This window comes from Kutzneria sp. CA-103260 (genome assembly GCF_018263855.1).
Classification (GTDB): domain Bacteria; phylum Actinomycetota; class Actinomycetes; order Mycobacteriales; family Pseudonocardiaceae; genus Kutzneria.
In genome coordinates, this window is sequence record NZ_CP073318.1 from 3620366 (window position 1) to 3637978 (window position 17613).

Here is a 17613-nt window from a genome sequence, read left to right on the forward strand (position 1 = left end):
GGCCGGCGATCGTGTCAGATGGGCTCGAAGCGGGAACTTGCCACCACGGCGACCAGTGCGTCCAGGACCAGGGAGTGCTCACCGGGAGCGAGGGTCTGAGGGTTGAGGGCGATGGCGTCGTCGACGACGAGCACGGCTACGCGGGGAGAGCCGGACCAGAGGGCGTCGGCGAGGGCGGGGGCGGACCAACCGGCCACGCGGACGAGGGCGCGGGAGTGGGGCTGGCCGGCCTCGCTGGGGAAGCCGCGGACGGCGGTGACGCCGGGGAAGCGGTTGAGCGCGGTGAGCCAGTCGGTGACGACGCGCTCGTACGAATCGAGCAGCGCTGGCTCGTCCTGGGCCAGCGACCACTCAACGGCGGCGAGCAGGCCGAGAAGCTCCTCCTTGCCCACCTTCATCCCACGGCCGACACCGTGGTTGGGCGAGCCGAACCGGCGACAGCCCTCGACGATGTCGGCCCGCCCGAGCACGAGCCCACTGGACTGCGGCCCGCGCAAACCCTTGCCACCGCTGAGGATGACGGCATCGGCGCCGGCATCGACGGTGAAGGACCACAGCGACGAGATGGGCGGCACCTGGGCGGCGGCGTCGACGAGGACGGGGACACCGTAGGAGTGAGCGAGGGCGATGGCCTTGCCGAGGTCGGCATCGCCGTAGTGGGCACCGGCGAACCAGAGCAGGCAGGCGGTGTCGGGGCTCGTGGCGTCCAGGTCGACGATGCGAGCGCCGAGTAGGCGGGCGGCGAAGTCATAGGGGTTGCGGTGCTGGGGAAGTATGGCGACCTCGAAGTCGCGCGGGAAGGAGCCGCCGGCGCAGGCGGCCACGGACAGGGTGATGCCGGCGGAGGCTCCGGAACTGACGTAGCCGGCCTCGTTGCCGGTCAGACGGGCCAGCTCGGCGCCGACTTGCCGCTGAAGGTCGGGCAGGTCGACGAAACACTGCGAGGCCGCGGTCATGGCCTCGATGACGGGCGGTGCGAGCCGCGAGCCGCCCAGGCGGGTAAGGGTGGCGGCGGCGTTGATCACGGGTCGAAGTTCGATCATGCGGCGAACCGTGCTTTCGGCTCCACACCGAGCTGTCCTGCCAGCCAGGTGTCCATGGACCGGACGTCCACGGCGTCCTCGTTGGTGAGTTGGTAGGTCTCCAGGTGTCGCAAACCCGCGAGCAGGTCGGCGCTCCACGGTGAGTCGACGCTGGGCACGGCGAGCAGCGTATGGGCGGTGACGTCGCGGGCATGGGAGACGGGATCGAACAGGGCGAGAGTGGAGGCGATCAAGGACTCGTCGCCGGCACGGAGCCGGAGGTGGTCGTTGAGCTCCTCCAACGGGTACTCGGTCGTCGTGAGACGACGCTGCAAGGCGTTGTGCAGCAAGGGGGTGTTGACCTGGACGGCGGTGAACAGGGGGCGGCGGGCGGCGGTGAGGAGAGCCAGGTCGTCGCCGACAACGCCCACACGAGAGCCGTCCACAGTGGGCAATGAGAGAAGGAACTCGGCGAAGCGTAGACAGTCCGCGACGATCGAGCGGTAGATGTAACGGACGGAGTCGGTGATGTCGAGGGTGAACAGGCCGGGATAGGCTGCGGCGAAAGGACTGTCGGAGCGACGCTGCCCGCGATGCATGGGAGTGAACACGACGTAACGGAGCCGGTCGATGTAGTGCGGCGGATTGTTCACGCTGCCATGGCGGGGAATCTCAAGCAAGGCGGGAAACGGACCTGGTCCGGTCGGCACGCTGAGGTAGCCGAACAGCCGGTAGCCGTCGAGGCCAGTGAGGTGCACCTCGTAGCCGGTGAAGTCCGAAGTGGACCGAGCGGGCGTCTGGTCGACGACCGGTCGCGCCGCAAACGCGGCCAGTTCGGCGTCGACCGTGTTCCAGAAGCTCACCCGAATGGAATTCACACTGCCTCCAGATGTCCGGCGAGGAACTTCTCCACCTCGGTGATCACCCAGTGCAGGCCGGCGTGATGCGCGCACCGCTGGTACGTCAGCAGCTGCTTGGTCTGCGGCAACAGCCGGAAGGCGGCGAACCCGGTCTCCGGTGGGCACACGTCGTCTTCCATCCCGAGGTACACCAGCGTGGGCGCCTGCACCTGCGGCGCGAAGTTGAGCACGTCGAAGTAGCTGGCGGTCTCCGCGAGCAGTGGCTCGTGCGAGGGATGCACCCGCAGGTACTCGGTGATCTCCTCATAGGGATAGGAATGCGTCAACTTGGCTGACTCCATGATCCCGCACAGATAGGGCGCGCCGGCCGCGACGCAACGCACCAACTCCGGGCGCATGGCGGCGGCTACCAGGCCGAGACCGCCGCCCTGACTGGAACCCCACACGCCGATCCGGTTCGAATTGACCTGCGGCAGCGCGGCGACGACGTCGAGCGCCCGTACGATGTCGGCGTAGAACCCCCGGTAGTCGTAGGAGAACCGGTCGACCATGTTGTGGGTGAGCAGACCCGGGTAGCCGGGGTTCACCACGCCGTTCGACCGCAGTTTGCCGCGCGGCGCGAGATCGATCGCGATGTAGCCCCGCGCGGCCCACGATTTCATGATGGCCGGTTCCGAGATATAGCCGGGAATGTGCAGGACGACAGGCCAGCCGCCGGCGGGCGCGGGGCCGGCCGGGGCCGCGTACCAGGACGTGACGCGAACGCCCTGAAAACTGGTGTAGCTCAGTTCGACCACATCGACCTGATCCGACGACAGGTCACCGCGGGAACGCAGTTCCGGCGCCGGATCGTGTGCTGTGGTCAACCGCATGGTCTCCGCCCAGAACTCGGCGAAGTCCGCGGGTCGCGGCACCTGGATGTCCGCCGCCTCGGGATCGCGGGTCATGGTGTCACCTTCCTGGCGCGTGCACGGCCGCGCCGCCCTGTGCCTGGAAAAGGTGCAGGCGGTCCGGACGGAACGTCACCGTGACCGCGTCGTCGTGTGCCGCGCGGAACGGCGCCGGGACACGAGCCCTGACATGGACACCACCGACATCGACGGTCACCAGCACGTCGGCGCCGAGCGGTTCGACCACGAACACCCTGCCCGGCGTCCCGTCCGGATCGCCGAGCCGCACATCCTCCGGCCGCACACCGAGTACGACATCACCGGACACCGCAACGGGAACCGGCAGTTCCTGGGACCACGCGGGACCGCGGAACTGGCGTTCGCCGGCCAGTTGACCGGGCAGGAAGTTCATCGCCGGGCTGCCCATGAACGACGCCACGAACATCGTGGCCGGCCGCTCGTAGATCTCCTCCGGCGGCGCGCACTGCTCCACCTTGCCGTTGTTGAGCACGGCGATCCGATCTGACATGGTCATTGCCTCGACCTGGTCGTGCGTGACATAGATGAAGGTGCGTGCCAGGTCGGCGTGCAGGCGCTTGAGTTCGGCCCGCATCTCAACGCGCAGCTGTGCGTCCAGATTGGACAGTGGCTCGTCGAGCAGGTACGCGCCGGCGTCACGGATGATCGCGCGGCCCAGTGCGACCCGCTGTCGCTGACCGCCGGAAAGCTCGCGGGGCCGACGGTTCAGCAGCTTCTCGATGCCCAGGGTTCGAGCGGTGGTGGTCACGCGGCGGGCGATCTCGTCCTTGGGCACCCGCATCATGCGCAGCGCGAAGCCGATATTCTGTGCGACTGTCTTGTGTGGGTAGAGCGCGTAGCTCTGGAACACCATTGCCACGTCGCGCTTGTTCGCCGGTAGGTAACCGACCGGGACTTCGTCGAAGTACACCTGTCCCGAGCTGGCCTTCTCCAACCCGCACACCATGCGCAACGTCGTCGACTTGCCGCAGCCGGACGGCCCGACCAGCGTCAGGAACTCGCGGTCGGCGACGGTGAGGTCGATCCCGTCGACAGCGACCATGTCACCGAAGCTCTTGCGCAGGTTCTCCAACCGCACCTGTGCCATCCGCTCACCCCTTGACCGAGCCGGCGGCCATGCCCCGCACGAGCAGCCGCTGGAAAACCAGCACCAACACCAGCGGCGGCAGCACCGCGAGCACCCCGGCCGCCGCCATCAGGGTGAACTGCGTGTTCATGTCGGTGGCGAAATCCGCGGCCACGACCGGAATCGTCTTCGCCGCCTTCGTTGATGTCATGAACAGCGCGAACATGAACTCGTTCCACGCGGTCATGAACGAGAACACCGCGGCCGCGACCAGCCCCGGCGCGGCCACCGGCAGGAACACCGACCACATCGTGCGCAGCCAGCCGCAGCGGTCCACCCGCGCCGCGTCCTCCAACTCCCTTGGCACAGCCCGGAAGAAGTCCTTGAGCACCCAGATCGTCACTGGCAGCGAGAACGTCAGATAGCTCAGGATCAGCGCACCGTAGGTATCGAGCAGGCCGACCGCCCGCATCATGAGATAGAACGGAATGATGATCGCCACGCTCGGCACCATCCGCGTGATCAGGTAGCCGATCAGCAGCATCTTGCTGCCCCGGAAACGCATGCGGGAGAAGGCATAGGCGGCCGGCACGGCCAGCAGCAGGTTCAACGCGGCCGTGGACACCGCGACGATCAGACTGTTTCCCAGCGCGTACGGGGTTTCCTCGATCGCGCGGCCGCCGACCAGCGCCTCGCCGGCGTTCGGCTTGAGGAAGCTGAGGTAGTTCTCCAGCGTCGGATGCGCCGGAAACCACTGCGGCGGCACGGAGATCGCGTCAACCTCGGGCATGAAGCTCATCGCGAAGATCCAGTAGAACGGCAGCACCAGGTACAGCGCGAAACAGGCGGCGATCGCGTAGACCGCGATCTTCTTCCACGGCATCCGGTAACGGAGCGGAACGGCGTTCACGGCTCGAAGTTCCCCCTCCGGTAGAGCAGGGTCACATAACCGGCCGAGACCAGCAGCGTGATCAGGGTGATCACCCACGAGTATGCGCTGCCCAGGCCGAAGTCGGTGTAGGTGAGCGCCGTCCTGATGTTCAGCACGGCGATCACCTCGGTCGCGTCACCCGGACCGCCGCCGGTGAGCACGTAGATCGTGTCGAACGCGCGGAAGGCGTTCATCGTCTCCAGGATCAGCACGATCAACAGCGGGTGCAGCAGCCACGGCAGCGTCACCTCGTTGAATCGACGGGCCACCCCGGCGCGGTCGACCCTGGCGGCATCGTAGAGGTCGGACGGGATGGTGGACAGTCCGGCCAACAGCAGGATCACCGCGAACGGCAACGTGTTCCAAACCTGGGCGAACGCGGTGAGCAGGAACGCGCCGGTCGGCGAGGACAGCCACGCCTGATAGCCGTCGATGAGCCCTAATGAGACGAGCAAACCGTTGAGCACCCCGGTCTTGGCGTCGAAGATGGTCCGCCACATCAGGCCGTTGACCACGCCGGGCATCGCCCACGGCAGCAGCGCCAGACTGCGCAGCACGCCACGACCGAGAAAAGTCTCGTTCAGCACCAAGGCGAGGATCACCGCCAGCACGACAGTCATCGCCACGACCAACAGCACGAACAACGCGGTCGTGCGCAGCGAGCTCAGGAATTCCGGGTCCTGCCACAGCGACAGGTAGTTGTCCAGACCGATGAACCGGATCGCCTTGGGACGCTTGAGGTTGTAGCGGTGCAGGCTGACCCAGAACGAGTAGCCGATCGGATAGGCGACCAGCGCGAGCAGGACAACGAGCGCCGGCGTGTTGAACAGGTAGGCACGGCGGGTGTCGGTCATGCGAAGCTCCGCGCGAGCGATCGGGCCGTGGCGTCGAGGCTCGCCGTCGCGGCGGCCGGCGTCGTCGACCCGATCACAACCTGCTGGGTCGCTCGCTGCATCGCCTGTTCGAACTGCGGGTACCAGGGCGCGGACGTGCCGATACGCGCCCGTGCGACCTGGGCGAGTTGGGCGTAGACCGTGGAATCGGCGAACTTTCCCAGCACGGTGAGGACATCTGGGTCGGTCGTGAGCGAGTGGAACGGGAAACCCAGTCCGCGCTGGATGAACCAGTACTTCGCGGTATACGGCAGACCGGTGGAGTCGAAGCCGCCCAAGTATTTCAGCAGGCGGATGGCCTTGTCCCGAACCTGAGTTGTCCCGTTCAGGCAGTACATCCGGGTGCTGCTGACCGTGCCCTGGCTGTGGCCGTCCAGGCTCGGCACCTGTGCCATCTTGATCTTGCCGGCGGCCTTGGACTTGGCCGGATCGTTGTAGGTGCGCAGCGAATACCTTGGTGCGAGGACAAAAGCGTAGCGGCCGGCCATCACGGCGTTGTCCATCGGGACGGGAAGCAGTTGCACACAGGCGGGATCGAGCACCTTCGACTGCCGGCTCACCCGTTGCACCCACTCGAAAACACCGGTGAGCGGGCTCATGTGCGGTTGGAGGTCCTGATCGAACAGATCGCTGCCGTTGGCGAACACCAAGGCCCACAACCACAGTGCTGCGGTGTCGGCGAGCTGTGCCGGCACTCCCAACGGGTACTGCAACACACCGGCGCGCTTGATCCGCAGCGCCTGCTGTTCCAGCTCGTCCAGCGAAGTCGGCGGCGCCGAGATGCCGGCCTTGGCGAGAATCTCGGCGTTGTAGACCAGCGCCTGCATGTCGGTGTAGTACGGCAGGCCCCAGCGCTTTCCCTGGTACGTCATGGCGGCGGCGTTGGACGGGTAGATGGCGTTGTAGATCGCGTCGATGCCGGCGATGTCGTCCAGCGGTTGCAGGTACTCGGCGTCGACCGAGCCGGCCAGCGAGTCGTCGTACATGTAGAGCACGTCCGGCCCGCCACCGCCGAGGAACTCCGCGGTGATCTTCTGGATGAACTGGGCGCTGGTGATCGGCGTGTAGGACACCGGCACGTCCGGGGTCAGCCGGGTGAAGCGGTCGATGTTGCGCTGCACCAGCTGCGCCTCGTAGTCCCAGCCCTCGAAGCGGACCGTGCCGTCGCTGCCGCGGCCCGCGCAGCCGGCCAGCAGCGGCAGGGTCGCGGTCGCGAGCAGGAAGCTCCGTCGGTCCATCGGGCCTCCTCAAACGACCTATGCTCGTAAATAGTTCGTTTGTTGCCCAAGCAGGATGCGCCCGAACCGCGAGCCCGGTCAATGGCCCTCGATTTATGTATCCAGGATCGTTGACAGCGCCCGATCGATGCCCAACCGGTACAGCGTGGTCGGCCGGCCCTTGCGGTGGGTCTGCGCGCTGCCGTCGGGAACGATCAAGCCGGCGGACAGCAGCTTGCGCACCAGCCGCCGGCCGCTGGGATCGGTGATGCCCAGCGCGTTCGCCAGCTCGCTCGGCGACAGCGTCTGCCCCTGCTGCCGCCGTTCCACGGACACCAGCCGGGACAACGTCGCCGGACTGAGCCCCACCCGGCCAGCCAGCGTCTCCAGCTCAGGACCGTGGTCGCGCAGGGTGAATTCCGTTGGCCGGCCGTCACGGGTCATCGGGCCGATGATCACGCCGGTGTCCTCGATCAGGTAGGCGGCCGGCTGCCCCTCGGCCTCGGCCCGCGCCGCCGCCCGCTCGGCCAGCGCCACACACGTGCGGGCCGATCCGCCGATGCCGAAACCGGCCGCGACCCGGACGCCCAACTGTTCGTCGGCTCGGTCCAGGACCGGGACAGTAACCCAGTTGTGCGTGACGTCGTCGAACAACGCCTTGTGCGCCAACACAACCAGCCCACGCCGACCTCGGTTCTCGATCCACGCGTCGGCGAACTCGGGCGTGTTCACCAGCAGAGTGGTCAGGCCGACGCGAGCGCGGTCCACGTCCTGGTCCCTCGGCTGGTCGGACACCAGGAAAACCCCGGCAGCGAACCGGAACTCGTTGGCCCACTGGGACCTGATCCGCAGCGTCAGGGCATTCAGCTCGGCCCGTACGGTCGAAGGCACGGTCAGACTCTGCACCACCGGAAGTTTTCCGCGCAGCCGGTTCGCGACCTCCGACCGCGAGGTGATCACGTGTCCGCCGCGCCGCAGCACACCCAGGTGGTGCTGAACGATCTCGGGCGCCGGCTGTCCTGGCCGGTACGGCAGCGAGTGCACCTGGCTGGGGCGCAACCCGAGCGCCGTCGTCACCTCGGAAACCGTGTCCGGCTCGAAGGTGTCGATGCTGACCGTCGGCTTGAGCTTGCGCTCCCGCGCCGCCGAGAACGCCAGTGCGAGCGACAGAGCCGACGGTCGGATGACCGTTATCGGCAATTCCGGCGGCCACAGCTGCCGGCACGCGTCGTACGGGAGCAGACCGAGCAGCAGACCGTCCAGCCGCTCACCGCCGAGCAGATCCGCCGCGGCCGCGGGAATGTCGGCATCGGTGGGGTAGACCGCCCAGCGCAGCGTCACCCCGGTCAGCGTGCTGGCCGCCGCCTCGAAGACCGGACGGCTCCTCGCGTGCAGTACGACCCCAACGGTGATGGTCATGCCGACAATGTAAGGCGTGCTCCCTACGTCAGACTGAACGGCGAGAGCGCCAGTCATGGTTGGCCTTGTTCTACCCTGCCGTCCTATCGAGATCGCGTCGGCGGGCGGCTCCGAGAGTCCCCGAGTGCTGCTACTCCTGGCGCCGGGGCCGAGGGCCACCGCCTGTCCCTCGACTGAGGACGGCGACTCCGGGACGGCGCCAACCGGCCCGGAGTCGGTCGCAGCGCTACCGGAAACTCACCTCGTCGCGTTCGACGAGGGTGGTCGCGGCGGGGATGTCTTCGGCGGAGTCGACTTCAGCCCACTCGCTGGAGGTCGCGTCGAGCACGTCCAGCCCGCGCTCGATCGCCAGCTTCCGCATGGCGAACTCGTACCAGTCACCGACCCGGCCCTCGGCCAGCATTTCATCGATGGCCGACGAGAACCGGGCCGCATTGGCGCCGCTCCACCGACTCACGCCGAAAAACTCGCCCTGGCGCGCCGAGGGTTCAAGGTCCTTCCCGAAGTCGACGGCTCGGCCGTCCTGGATCCGGACTTTCATGTCGATGTCCGCGTAGGACTTGCTTGTGTCCACGGCCAGCACATCTCGCGGGGAGTCGAGCATCCGCCGCAAGAGGTCGCAGCTGACCAGCACGTCCCCGTCGATCACGCAGAACGGCTCGTCCCAGAACGGCCTGGTCAGCGCGAGCGACACGATGCTGTTGGTGCTGGCGAAGTCCGGGTTCTCAACGAACCGCAGCGGCGGCGCGTCCGGGCAGGCGACCAGTGACGCCCGGAGCAACTCGGACATGTAGCCGCAGACAACCACCACCTCCGAGACCTTCGCCTTGGCCAGCCGCCTCATGGTGTGCCAGATCAGCGGCGTGCCGGCGATCGGCACCAGCGCCTTCGGCGCCTCCTCGGTGTAGGGCCGCAGCCGCGAACCGACCCCGGCCGCCGGGATGATCACTCTCATCTCACGCCCCATTTCACCCTGCCAGCCTCTCTATCGCACGGTCGAGTTGCTCCGAACTGCCCGCGAACGACATTCGGACGAAGCTCTCGCCCGCCCGGCCGAACGCCGTTCCCGGCACCACCGCCACACCACACTCATGAAGCAGGTAGTCGGCCACGGCGGCGCCGATCGACTCCTGCGCACGAATGCCTCGCAGCCGTGCGAACTCGCCTACGTCGACAAAAGCGTAGAACCCACCGTCGGGAAGTGCCGTCTCACCCAGACCGGGAATCTGGGCGAGGTCGGCCAGGAACAGCTCGCCGCGGCGACGTATCTCCACGGCATGAGCGGACACCTCGTTGTCCGCTTCTGGGTCGAGTAAAGCCGTGGCGGCCGCCAACTGCACCGCATGACTCACCGCGAGCATGAAGAACGTGTGCGCCTTGGCCGCCTCGGCGATGACCGCCGGACTGCCGGCCATCCATCCGATTCGCCATCCCGACATGCCGAACCGCTTGGACAGGCCATTGACCGCGACGCCGAGGCCGTGGCGGTCCAGCGCGATAACCGAGCGATGCTCAATTCCGTAGGCGAAGCGGTCGAGCACTTCGTCATGGACCACATACAGACCGTGCTCGGCCGCGAAGGCGCAGAGCTCGGCCAGCTCGTCCCCGCTGGACACTCTGCCGGTCGGGTTGCCGGGCGAGTTCACCACGATCACCCGCGAGCGTTGGGTGAGGTGTTTGTTCAGGTCCGAGACGTGCAGGAGGAAGCCGTCGGCCGGGCTGGTCGGGACGCGGACCACACGCCGCCCCAGCAGCTCGATCATCGGCGGGTAGATCATGTAGGCCGGGTCGGCGAGGAGAACCTCGTCGCCGGGTTCGGTCAACGTCAGAACCGCGATCCAGAGCGCGCCCGCCGCCCCATTGGTGACCAGCAGCTGCGAGTCCGGATCGAGGTCGATTCCCTGTTCCGACTTGTACACCTGGGCGATCGCCGCGCGAAGCTCGATCGCGCCCCTCGAGTGCGCGTAACGGTCCTCGGGTCGAGCGCTGCCGCTGGGACCACTCGACACCATGGCCAACCGCTCGTTGAAGGACCGCGGCGGACCGAACGCCGGCAGGCCGACGGTCAGGTCGACCGTTCCCGGATGACGCTGAGCGTACTCCGAGATCCGCTTCGACGAATGGGGGGCAAGCGCACGAAGCGCACCGTTCATGACGAGCCTCCCATTGCGATGGACTTGACCCGGTACCCGCGTGCCACCAGATTCAGGCCGATCGCGCCGACCAGAACCCACGCAACCACCAGCGCGGGACCTGGTCCCCACGCCGCCCACATGACAAGAATGACGGTCAGCACCAGCATTCGGGCGTCACTGCCCGCGCTGATCCAGATGAAGGGCTTCTCCCAATGCGCTTTCAGATAGCGCACGCCGAACGCGGAGTGGAACTTCTCGGAGCTCACCGCGAGCAACAGGGCGCCGGCGAGCGTCAGGAGGCCGACCCACAGCGCCTCGGCGCCGATCGACGAGTACAGCCGCACGGCGATGGCGATGATCAGGGCCATTTCGACGATCCGGTCCGTCATCGTGTCGTAGAAGTCGCCTATCGCCGACGTCTCCGCCCGTATCCGGGCGACCTCCCCGTCGGAGCAGGACAACACGCCGAAGACCTGTATCAACAATCCACCGGCCAGCAGCTGGCCGACCAGAATGCAGGCAGCGGCCGCTACACCGACGATGAGGTCGAACGTGGTCACCATATTCGGACCGAACCGACGCGCGAGCACCGGTGAAATGAGGCCGGACAGGCGCCGTTGCACGAGCCGACAGTAGGCGCCATCCGCAGCTGCCTTCAGGTCGTCAGGCTTGCCGGCCACCACGCACACTCCCCTTCTCGAGCACCGCGCCGAGCGCGTCCAGCACCTGCGCGACCTCCCCGTCGCTGACGTATCCCATGTGGCCGACACGAAGCGCGCTGTTCTTCCACGTCGCCCGCCCCGACGCGACCTGCACCCTGTGTTCCACCGCCATCCGCTCCCGGATGTCACTGGCCCGCACCTGCGCGGGCACGAAAAAGGACGTCACGGTCGGAGAGGCGTGCGGCCGGTCGGCCGCGAGTGCCAGCCCCAGGTCGGCCAGCCCGCCGCGACACTGCTCGGAAAGCCGTTGGTGCCGGGCGAGAACCTGGTCCCAGCCCTCATCCGCGATCATCCGCAATGACTCCCGGAGCGCATGGAAAACGGGGATGGCGGGGGTGTAGGTGGTCGTGTTCTCCTCGACGGCCTGAGCCATCGCGGTGAAATCGAAGTAGTACCGACGAGCCGAGTTCGCCGTGGCCGCGTCGAGGGCCCGCGTGCTCACGCCGAGCAGCGCCAGCCCAGGTGGCGCCATCAGGGCCTTCTGACTGACTCCGACCGCGACATCGACTCCCCAGTCCCGCATGAGCACCGGTGTCGCACCGAGGCTGCTGACGACGTCAACGACCAGCAACGCGTCGCTGCACTCGCGCACCACCCGACTCAGCTCGGGCATCGGGTTCAGCACACCGGTGGACGTCTCGTTGTGCGTGATCAGGACCGCCGCCACGTCACGGTGGCGCCGGAGCATGGCCTCCAGGTCACCGGGATCAGCCGCCCGGCCCCACGGCGCCTCGACCAACTCGACGGCGAGGCCGGCCGCCAGGGCGATCTCGGCCATTCGCCGGCCGAAGTACCCGATTGACACCACGACAACCCGTTGTCCTGGGCTCACCGTGTTGACCACGGCCGCCTCAAGTCCACCGGTGCCCGAGCAGGTGAACGGCAGAATGGTCGCCGGACCGCCGAAAACGGGCGCGAGACCCCCGAGGACCTCGGCGAGGACGTCCCGGAACGCCGCCGATCTGTGGCTGACCATGTCGGTGGACAGGGCCGCCCGGACTCTTGGCGGCAACGGTGTCGGACCGGAAATCCGAAGGTTGACGGTGTCCACGTGGGGTCTCCCCTCGATCGCTCACAACCGGGATCGCAGCAAGCCGAGAACCGAGTCCCGGCGCAGCTCGATCGGATGGTTTCGCGCGCGGCTGTTGCTCAGCGCCTCATCGAACATCGACTCCAGGTCCGAGGCGCGGACCCCGACCTCGCCCAGCCGGGTCGGGCACCCGGCCTGACGCAGCAGCCGCGCGAAGGCGGTTCCGGAATCGGCAGCTCTTCGCGCGCCGAGAAGCGTGAGCATGTGTTCGATCTCCTCCGCTGTCATACGAGAACTCGACGGCCCGCTGTCGAGTGCGCCGAGCGTCAAAGGCAGAAGCCAGATCAGATGCAGTGCGCACGCGAGCCCATGCGGCACGCCGAATTGTGCGGTTGTGGGGTACGCGAAGGCGTGCGCCGCCGTCGTGCGGGTCAAGTCGATCGCGTGACCGGCCGCGACCGCGGCGTTGCTGAGCAACTCGCGCTGCCGGGCTGTGGTGTCACGGAAGCCCTTTCTCAGTATGGGAGCCAAGCGCGACAACGCACTTCGAGCCAGCTCTCGCGACGACGAACTGGCGCGCGGCGACCACCACGACTCGATGGCGTGCGCGGTGGCATCGAGTGCGCAGTGCGCGGTCAGCATCGGCGGACACGTGTGCGTGAGCATCGGATCGACCAGCGCCACATCCGCCTTCACGGCCGGATGGTCCAGTGAGTACTTTCGGCTGCCGAGGTAGATCGTGGCGAAAGCCGTGACCTCGCTGCCCGGGCCGGCCGTCGTGGGGATCACCACGAGCCTCGGCGGCCTCGCCGCCCGGATCGGGTCCACCCCGCGCAGGACCCGCTCGGCCTCCCTCCTGGTCGTCGGCAGCAGTCGGACGGCCTTCGCGGTGTCCAAAGTGGAACCGCCACCGATGCCGATCACGACATCCGGCCGGTAGCGCACCACGGCCCGTGCGCCTCGGACAACGTCCATGGCCTGCGGATTCGGTGCCACATCGTAGAAGTAGTCGTGGGTGTGGCGCGCCAGCCACCCGGCCGCGCCAGTACGACGCACCGCGCTTCGCGTCGCCACCACGAGAACGCGCTGGGCTTGCATTCTTCGCAGCACCACCGGCAGTCTCGCGGCGACTCCGGCGCCCTCGATCACCTCGACCTGACGCTGATCGTCCACATCGGTCATCCCATCTGTCCTCCACGCGCGACGGCCAGCTCGTGCTCGAACCTGGCGCGGATGCCGGGAAGCGGCAGTTCCGCACTCGCCCGCGGCGGCACATCGGTTTCACTTGCCCGAATCCGCACGGCGACCAGACACGGTCCCGGTTCCGTCAGGGCCTTGTTCAGCACGGCCGGCAGTTCGGCGCCGTCGGCACACCACCAGGCGTCGCGATAGCCGTTGGCGCGGGCCAACGCCGGCCAGTCCACCGTGGCGGAGGTAGTCGGTTGGCTTCCGGTGGAACCGTAAGTTCCGTTGTCCAGCAGGACATGCAGCAAGTTCGCCGGAGCGAGGTGGCCCACGGTCGACATGGTGCCCATGTGCATCAGCGCCGCGCCGTCACCGTCGAGGACGACAACGCGTCGATCCGGTCGGTGCAGTGCCGTCCCGAGCCCCAGGGCCAGCGCATGTCCCATGGACCCCTGCATATAGAAGTTGCCTGGCCGGTCGGCGGCAGCGAACAGCTCGCGTGAGGTATATCCGGTCGTGCTGTAGATCGCGGCGTCACGAGCCTGCGCCGAGACCATCCGAACCACGTCGGCCCGGCTCAGCCCACCGTTCACGGGGGCTGGGGCCGGCTCGGCCGACCCCACTGTCCCCTTCGGCACCAACAAAAAGAACGGCTCACCGTCCGCATCCGCCTTCTGCGCGCCGGCCAGGGCCTCCGCCAACGAATCCAGCGACGGCCCGAGAAGCATGCTCGACACCCCGTAGAGACCGGCCATGGGCACGGTCGTGCGTCCCATGACGCTGTGCTGCGGCTCGTCCGTCCCCGCCGGCCAACCGCGGAGGCTCACCACCACGAGCACCGGGATCTCGTAGGGAAGCACCAGGGAGGTCAGCGGATTCACCATGTTGCCCAGACCGGAGTTCTGGATCAGCGCCGCTGCCCGTGTGCCGGCCATCCGTGCGCCGGCGGCGACAGCCAGGGCCGCACCCTCGTTGGCCGCCGGGACATAACGGCCCTCGCGGCTGGACAGGACCGAGACCAGGCCGGCCAGCCGGGAGCAGGGGACACCCGAGAAGAACCGATAGTCCTGTGCCAGCAGCGCCGCGGCGAACTCCTCCGCGCCGATCACTGCTTCTCCAGGTGCAGCCACTTGTCGAGATGGGTCAGCTCGAACACCTCGGAGACCGGCGAGATCAGGTCCTCGACCGCGGTGGACGCGCCGGATGACTCGATGCTGCTCAACACCTGGGACATCGACCTGACCGCGGCCCGCAGGGCATGGTTGGCGTAGATGACCAGGGACACGCCGGCGTTCTCCGCGTCCGTGAAGTGCCAGTCGTGATAGGTGGTGGGCACCACGATCACCGGCGCCCGCCCCTGCCAGGCGTCGAGGAACTCGATCACCTCCCGTGGGGACCTCTTCTTCGAGTGCACCAGGATCGCGTCGGCGCCGGCGTCGACGTAGCGATGGGCGCGGTGCAGCGCCTCTGGCACGCCATGTCCCGTGATCAGCGCCTCCGTGCGCGCCACGAGCACGAAGTCCGGGTCGCGCTGCGCGTTCTTGCCCACTTCGATCTTCCGGGCGAACTCGTCGACGTCGAGCAGCTCCTGCTGCTGGTCGACAAAGCTGTTCGTCTTGGGGAAAACCTTGTCCTCGATGCAGACCCCCGCGACGCCGACCGCCTCGTAGCGCTGGACCAGGTAGGCGACGTTGGGGACGCCACCGAAGCCGGTGTCGCAGTCGGCGAGGATCGGCGCCGAGCAGACCGCCGCCATGCGGCCGGCCGCCTCCAGGTAGTCGGTCATCGTCAGCAGGCTCATGTCGGGCAGGCCGTTGGCCGCCGAGATCGTGAAGCTGGAGGCCCACACCCCGTCGAAACCACTGTTCTCCACCAGGCTCGCGCTCAGTGGGTCATGGGCTCCGGCCAGCCGGGCGATCCGCCGGCCGACAATCAGTTCACGGAGTTTCGTCGTGCTGTTCATCAATCCCCCTCATCGGTGTTCTCGCCATGCGCGCCAAGCCCGCTCCGGGACATCGGCATCGGGCCGAGAGGCACCACACCGCACTGGTCCGCGATGCGGGCCAGGTCCGTCACAACAGCAGGTCTGAGCGGAATGCCAGTCGCCAGCCGTTGCTGCTCGGTCTCGTGCTCGCGTTCGCCGGCGATCAGGACGCGGTCCTGCCCGCGCGCCTTCGGCGAGGCCCGCAGTTCGTCGAACATCTGGTTGGCTTCGGCCTGAAAGTCCGCCACGGTGGTCAACGCGGCCACCTGACCGCAGAGGAAGAAGTGGCCGAGCCCGGCGCCTTCGGCGCCGTAGACGTGGCGTCCCCACCGAGCGCCCGCCAGCGGTCCGCAAAACAGTTCGACGACAGTCGCGAGACCGTATCCCTTGTGCCCGCCGTGCGACTCCCCCAAGCCACCCAGCGGAAGAAGGGCGTATCCCGCTCGGGCCTTCAGGCCGTCGACCACCCTCGGGATGTCGGTGGTCGACTCGCCGTTCGGGTCGACCGCCCAGCCAGCTCGCATGTCCCCACCTTCACGGTGCAGGCGTTCCAGCCTTCCGCGCGGGACGACGCTGGTCGCGGCGTCGAACACGAAGGGCCGGTCGGCATCGGTCGGAAAGGCGACCGCGAGTGGATTCGTGCCGAACATGGGAGCGGCGCCGTTGGTGGGAGCCACCTGAGGTGACGCGTTGGTGCCGACTATGGCGAACAAGCCCCTGCTGGCCGCGCGAAGCGCGTAGTAGCCGGCGATGCCGAAGTGGTTCGACCGGCGTACGGTCGCCATCCCGACCCCCGTCTCGACGCCCTTCGCTATGGCCATGTCAACCGCCGTGCACGAGGCCGGCTGTCCCAGTCCGTTGCCGGCGTCCAGGGCCACCGTCGCCGCCGTCTCAGCCAGGACGGTGGTCCTGGCGTCCGGGCGGATCGCGCCGTCACGCACCCCGTCGACGTACCGGCGCAACCTGGCCACGCCGTGACTGTCGACGCCACGCAGGTCCGCTGCCACCAGGACGTCGGCGACCACCGTCGCATCCTTTGTGGACACCCCAACGGCCAGCAGGCACCGAGACGTGAACTCACGCAGTGATCGGTGGTCAACGCGCATGCGGCATCACTCCACAGTCGAGGGCCGATTGGGCCGCGCGCTCGAACGCGTGCCAGCGCTCAGCTGTCTCCGCGTTGGCCGGTGTCGGCGGTTCGAGCCCCAGTTCCACGCAGTGGACACCCTCGGGCAGATCGCCGGGGGGCACGGCCAGTTCGCCGGCGATGATCACGACGCGCTTGCCCCGCGCCATGGCCATCGTGGCGACCAGTCCTGGGATCTTGCCCTCCCACGACCCGCGGTCGAACCGGCCCTCGGCCGTCAGCACCAGGTCCGCGCGCTCGATCTGGCCGGCCAGCCCGGCCAGCGAGGCAAAGTACTCACCGCCATGGTTGACCGGCGCATCGAACACCGCGTGCAGACCAGCTGCCAGGCCGCCGCCCGCGCCGAAGAACGGCTTGGCCCCCAAGGTCTCTCCCGCACGGCCGAACGCGGCCAGCACCGCGTCCAGCCCTCGGCGCAACACCGCCGCGTCCGACGGGGTGATCCCTTTCTGCGCGCCGAACCGTTCGATGTTGTGCCGAAGCGGGGTGGAGACGTCGCTCAGCACTTCGACACGCACGTCGCGAAGCAGGTCGAGCGCGGGACCGGTGTCCACGCGCCGTACGTGGACGAGGTCTCGCGGCGCGGGCGTGAGCAATCGGCCGGACGCGTCATGGAAGCGAACCCCCATTGCGGCAAGGGCGCCGGCGCCGACGTCGACCGAGGCTGTTCCGCCCGCCGTGACGACCACCCTGGTCGCACCACGCCGGACCGCATGCGCGATCAGCTGCCCTGTCCCCCTGGTGTTCGCGACGAGGGGCTGCCGGGGACGGGCTGCGACCAGCCGCAGTCCGCTCGCCTGGGCGGTCTCGACGAACGCGGTTCCGTCATCGGCCAGCAGGTATTCCGCCGCGACCGGCGCGCCGAGGGGATCCTCGGCCATCGTCCGGACGCGGGTGCCGCCCAGCAGTTCGGCCGCGACGTCCAGGGCGCCGTCACCGCCGTCCGACAGCGGTGTCGTCACCACGCTGCCGACCACTCCGGACCGCATCAGTCCGCTTGTCAGCGCTTCGCCCACCCATCGCGCGCCCGGACCACCACGGAACGCGTTGGGCGCGACCAGAACCCGCATTCG

The 17613-nt window shown here is 68.0% G+C and carries 17 protein-coding genes; all 17 read right to left on the reverse strand.

Annotation, left to right across the window (positions count from 1 at the left end; all coding sequences use genetic code 11):
* Nucleotides 1–14 precede the first annotated feature (14 nt).
* On the reverse strand, nucleotides 15–1043 hold the full coding sequence (locus tag JJ691_RS15640; protein ID WP_211769486.1) for an aminotransferase class V-fold PLP-dependent enzyme: 1029 nt from the start codon (nucleotides 1041–1043) through the stop codon (nucleotides 15–17).
* On the reverse strand, nucleotides 1040–1900 hold the full coding sequence (locus JJ691_RS15645; RefSeq protein WP_211769487.1) for an acetylxylan esterase: 861 nt from the start codon (nucleotides 1898–1900) through the stop codon (nucleotides 1040–1042). Before JJ691_RS15645 ends, JJ691_RS15640 begins: the two co-directional genes overlap by 4 nt.
* Nucleotides 1897–2829: an acetylxylan esterase gene (locus tag JJ691_RS15650; RefSeq protein ID WP_211769488.1), complete on the reverse strand. Its 933-nt coding sequence runs from the start codon at nucleotides 2827–2829 to the stop codon at nucleotides 1897–1899. The genes JJ691_RS15645 and JJ691_RS15650 overlap by 4 nt, the downstream gene beginning before the upstream one ends.
* A gap of 4 nt (nucleotides 2830–2833) precedes the next feature.
* The gene (locus JJ691_RS15655; protein ID WP_211769489.1) at nucleotides 2834–3898 is read right to left on the reverse strand and encodes an ABC transporter ATP-binding protein; all 1065 of its coding nucleotides are present in this window, start codon (nucleotides 3896–3898) and stop codon (nucleotides 2834–2836) included.
* A gap of 4 nt (nucleotides 3899–3902) precedes the next feature.
* Nucleotides 3903–4787 (reverse strand): carbohydrate ABC transporter permease, encoded by an 885-nt coding sequence (locus JJ691_RS15660; protein ID WP_211769490.1) that lies wholly within the window; start codon nucleotides 4785–4787, stop codon nucleotides 3903–3905.
* Nucleotides 4784–5662, reverse strand: coding sequence for a carbohydrate ABC transporter permease (locus JJ691_RS15665; protein ID WP_211769491.1), 879 nt, complete (start codon nucleotides 5660–5662; stop codon nucleotides 4784–4786). The genes JJ691_RS15660 and JJ691_RS15665 overlap by 4 nt, the downstream gene beginning before the upstream one ends.
* Complete coding sequence (locus tag JJ691_RS15670) at nucleotides 5659–6939, reverse strand: extracellular solute-binding protein (protein WP_211769492.1); 1281 nt, start codon at nucleotides 6937–6939, stop codon at nucleotides 5659–5661. The genes JJ691_RS15665 and JJ691_RS15670 overlap by 4 nt, the downstream gene beginning before the upstream one ends.
* 93 nt (nucleotides 6940–7032) lie before the next feature.
* Nucleotides 7033–8337 carry a hypothetical protein gene (locus JJ691_RS15675; protein ID WP_211769493.1) on the reverse strand — a complete coding sequence of 435 codons (1305 nt, stop codon included), beginning with the start codon at nucleotides 8335–8337 and terminating at the stop codon, nucleotides 7033–7035.
* A gap of 226 nt (nucleotides 8338–8563) precedes the next feature.
* Nucleotides 8564–9292: a phosphocholine cytidylyltransferase family protein gene (locus JJ691_RS15680; RefSeq protein ID WP_211769494.1), complete on the reverse strand. Its 729-nt coding sequence runs from the start codon at nucleotides 9290–9292 to the stop codon at nucleotides 8564–8566.
* A 13-nt stretch (nucleotides 9293–9305) separates the two neighbouring features.
* Nucleotides 9306–10490 (reverse strand): pyridoxal phosphate-dependent aminotransferase, encoded by a 1185-nt coding sequence (locus tag JJ691_RS15685; RefSeq protein WP_211769495.1) that lies wholly within the window; start codon nucleotides 10488–10490, stop codon nucleotides 9306–9308.
* Nucleotides 10487–11155 (reverse strand): CDP-alcohol phosphatidyltransferase family protein, encoded by a 669-nt coding sequence (locus JJ691_RS15690; RefSeq protein ID WP_211769496.1) that lies wholly within the window; start codon nucleotides 11153–11155, stop codon nucleotides 10487–10489. Before JJ691_RS15690 ends, JJ691_RS15685 begins: the two co-directional genes overlap by 4 nt.
* Complete coding sequence (locus tag JJ691_RS15695) at nucleotides 11136–12245, reverse strand: pyridoxal-phosphate-dependent aminotransferase family protein (protein WP_211769497.1); 1110 nt, start codon at nucleotides 12243–12245, stop codon at nucleotides 11136–11138. Before JJ691_RS15695 ends, JJ691_RS15690 begins: the two co-directional genes overlap by 20 nt.
* A 21-nt stretch (nucleotides 12246–12266) precedes the next feature.
* Nucleotides 12267–13406 carry a phosphonoacetaldehyde reductase gene (locus JJ691_RS15700; protein WP_211769498.1) on the reverse strand — a complete coding sequence of 380 codons (1140 nt, stop codon included), beginning with the start codon at nucleotides 13404–13406 and terminating at the stop codon, nucleotides 12267–12269.
* On the reverse strand, nucleotides 13403–14518 hold the full coding sequence (gene aepY / locus JJ691_RS15705; protein ID WP_211769499.1) for a phosphonopyruvate decarboxylase: 1116 nt from the start codon (nucleotides 14516–14518) through the stop codon (nucleotides 13403–13405). The genes JJ691_RS15700 and aepY overlap by 4 nt, the downstream gene beginning before the upstream one ends.
* A complete protein-coding gene (locus JJ691_RS15710) occupies nucleotides 14515–15372 on the reverse strand; it encodes an isocitrate lyase/phosphoenolpyruvate mutase family protein (RefSeq protein ID WP_211769500.1) in 858 nt (285 codons plus the stop codon). The genes aepY and JJ691_RS15710 overlap by 4 nt, the downstream gene beginning before the upstream one ends.
* Nucleotides 15372–16499 carry an Ldh family oxidoreductase gene (locus tag JJ691_RS15715; RefSeq protein ID WP_211769501.1) on the reverse strand — a complete coding sequence of 376 codons (1128 nt, stop codon included), beginning with the start codon at nucleotides 16497–16499 and terminating at the stop codon, nucleotides 15372–15374. Before JJ691_RS15715 ends, JJ691_RS15710 begins: the two co-directional genes overlap by 1 nt.
* Complete coding sequence (locus JJ691_RS15720; protein ID WP_211769502.1) at nucleotides 16489–17610, reverse strand: glycerate kinase family protein; 1122 nt, start codon at nucleotides 17608–17610, stop codon at nucleotides 16489–16491. Before JJ691_RS15720 ends, JJ691_RS15715 begins: the two co-directional genes overlap by 11 nt.
* Nucleotides 17611–17613: the final 3 nt, after the last annotated feature.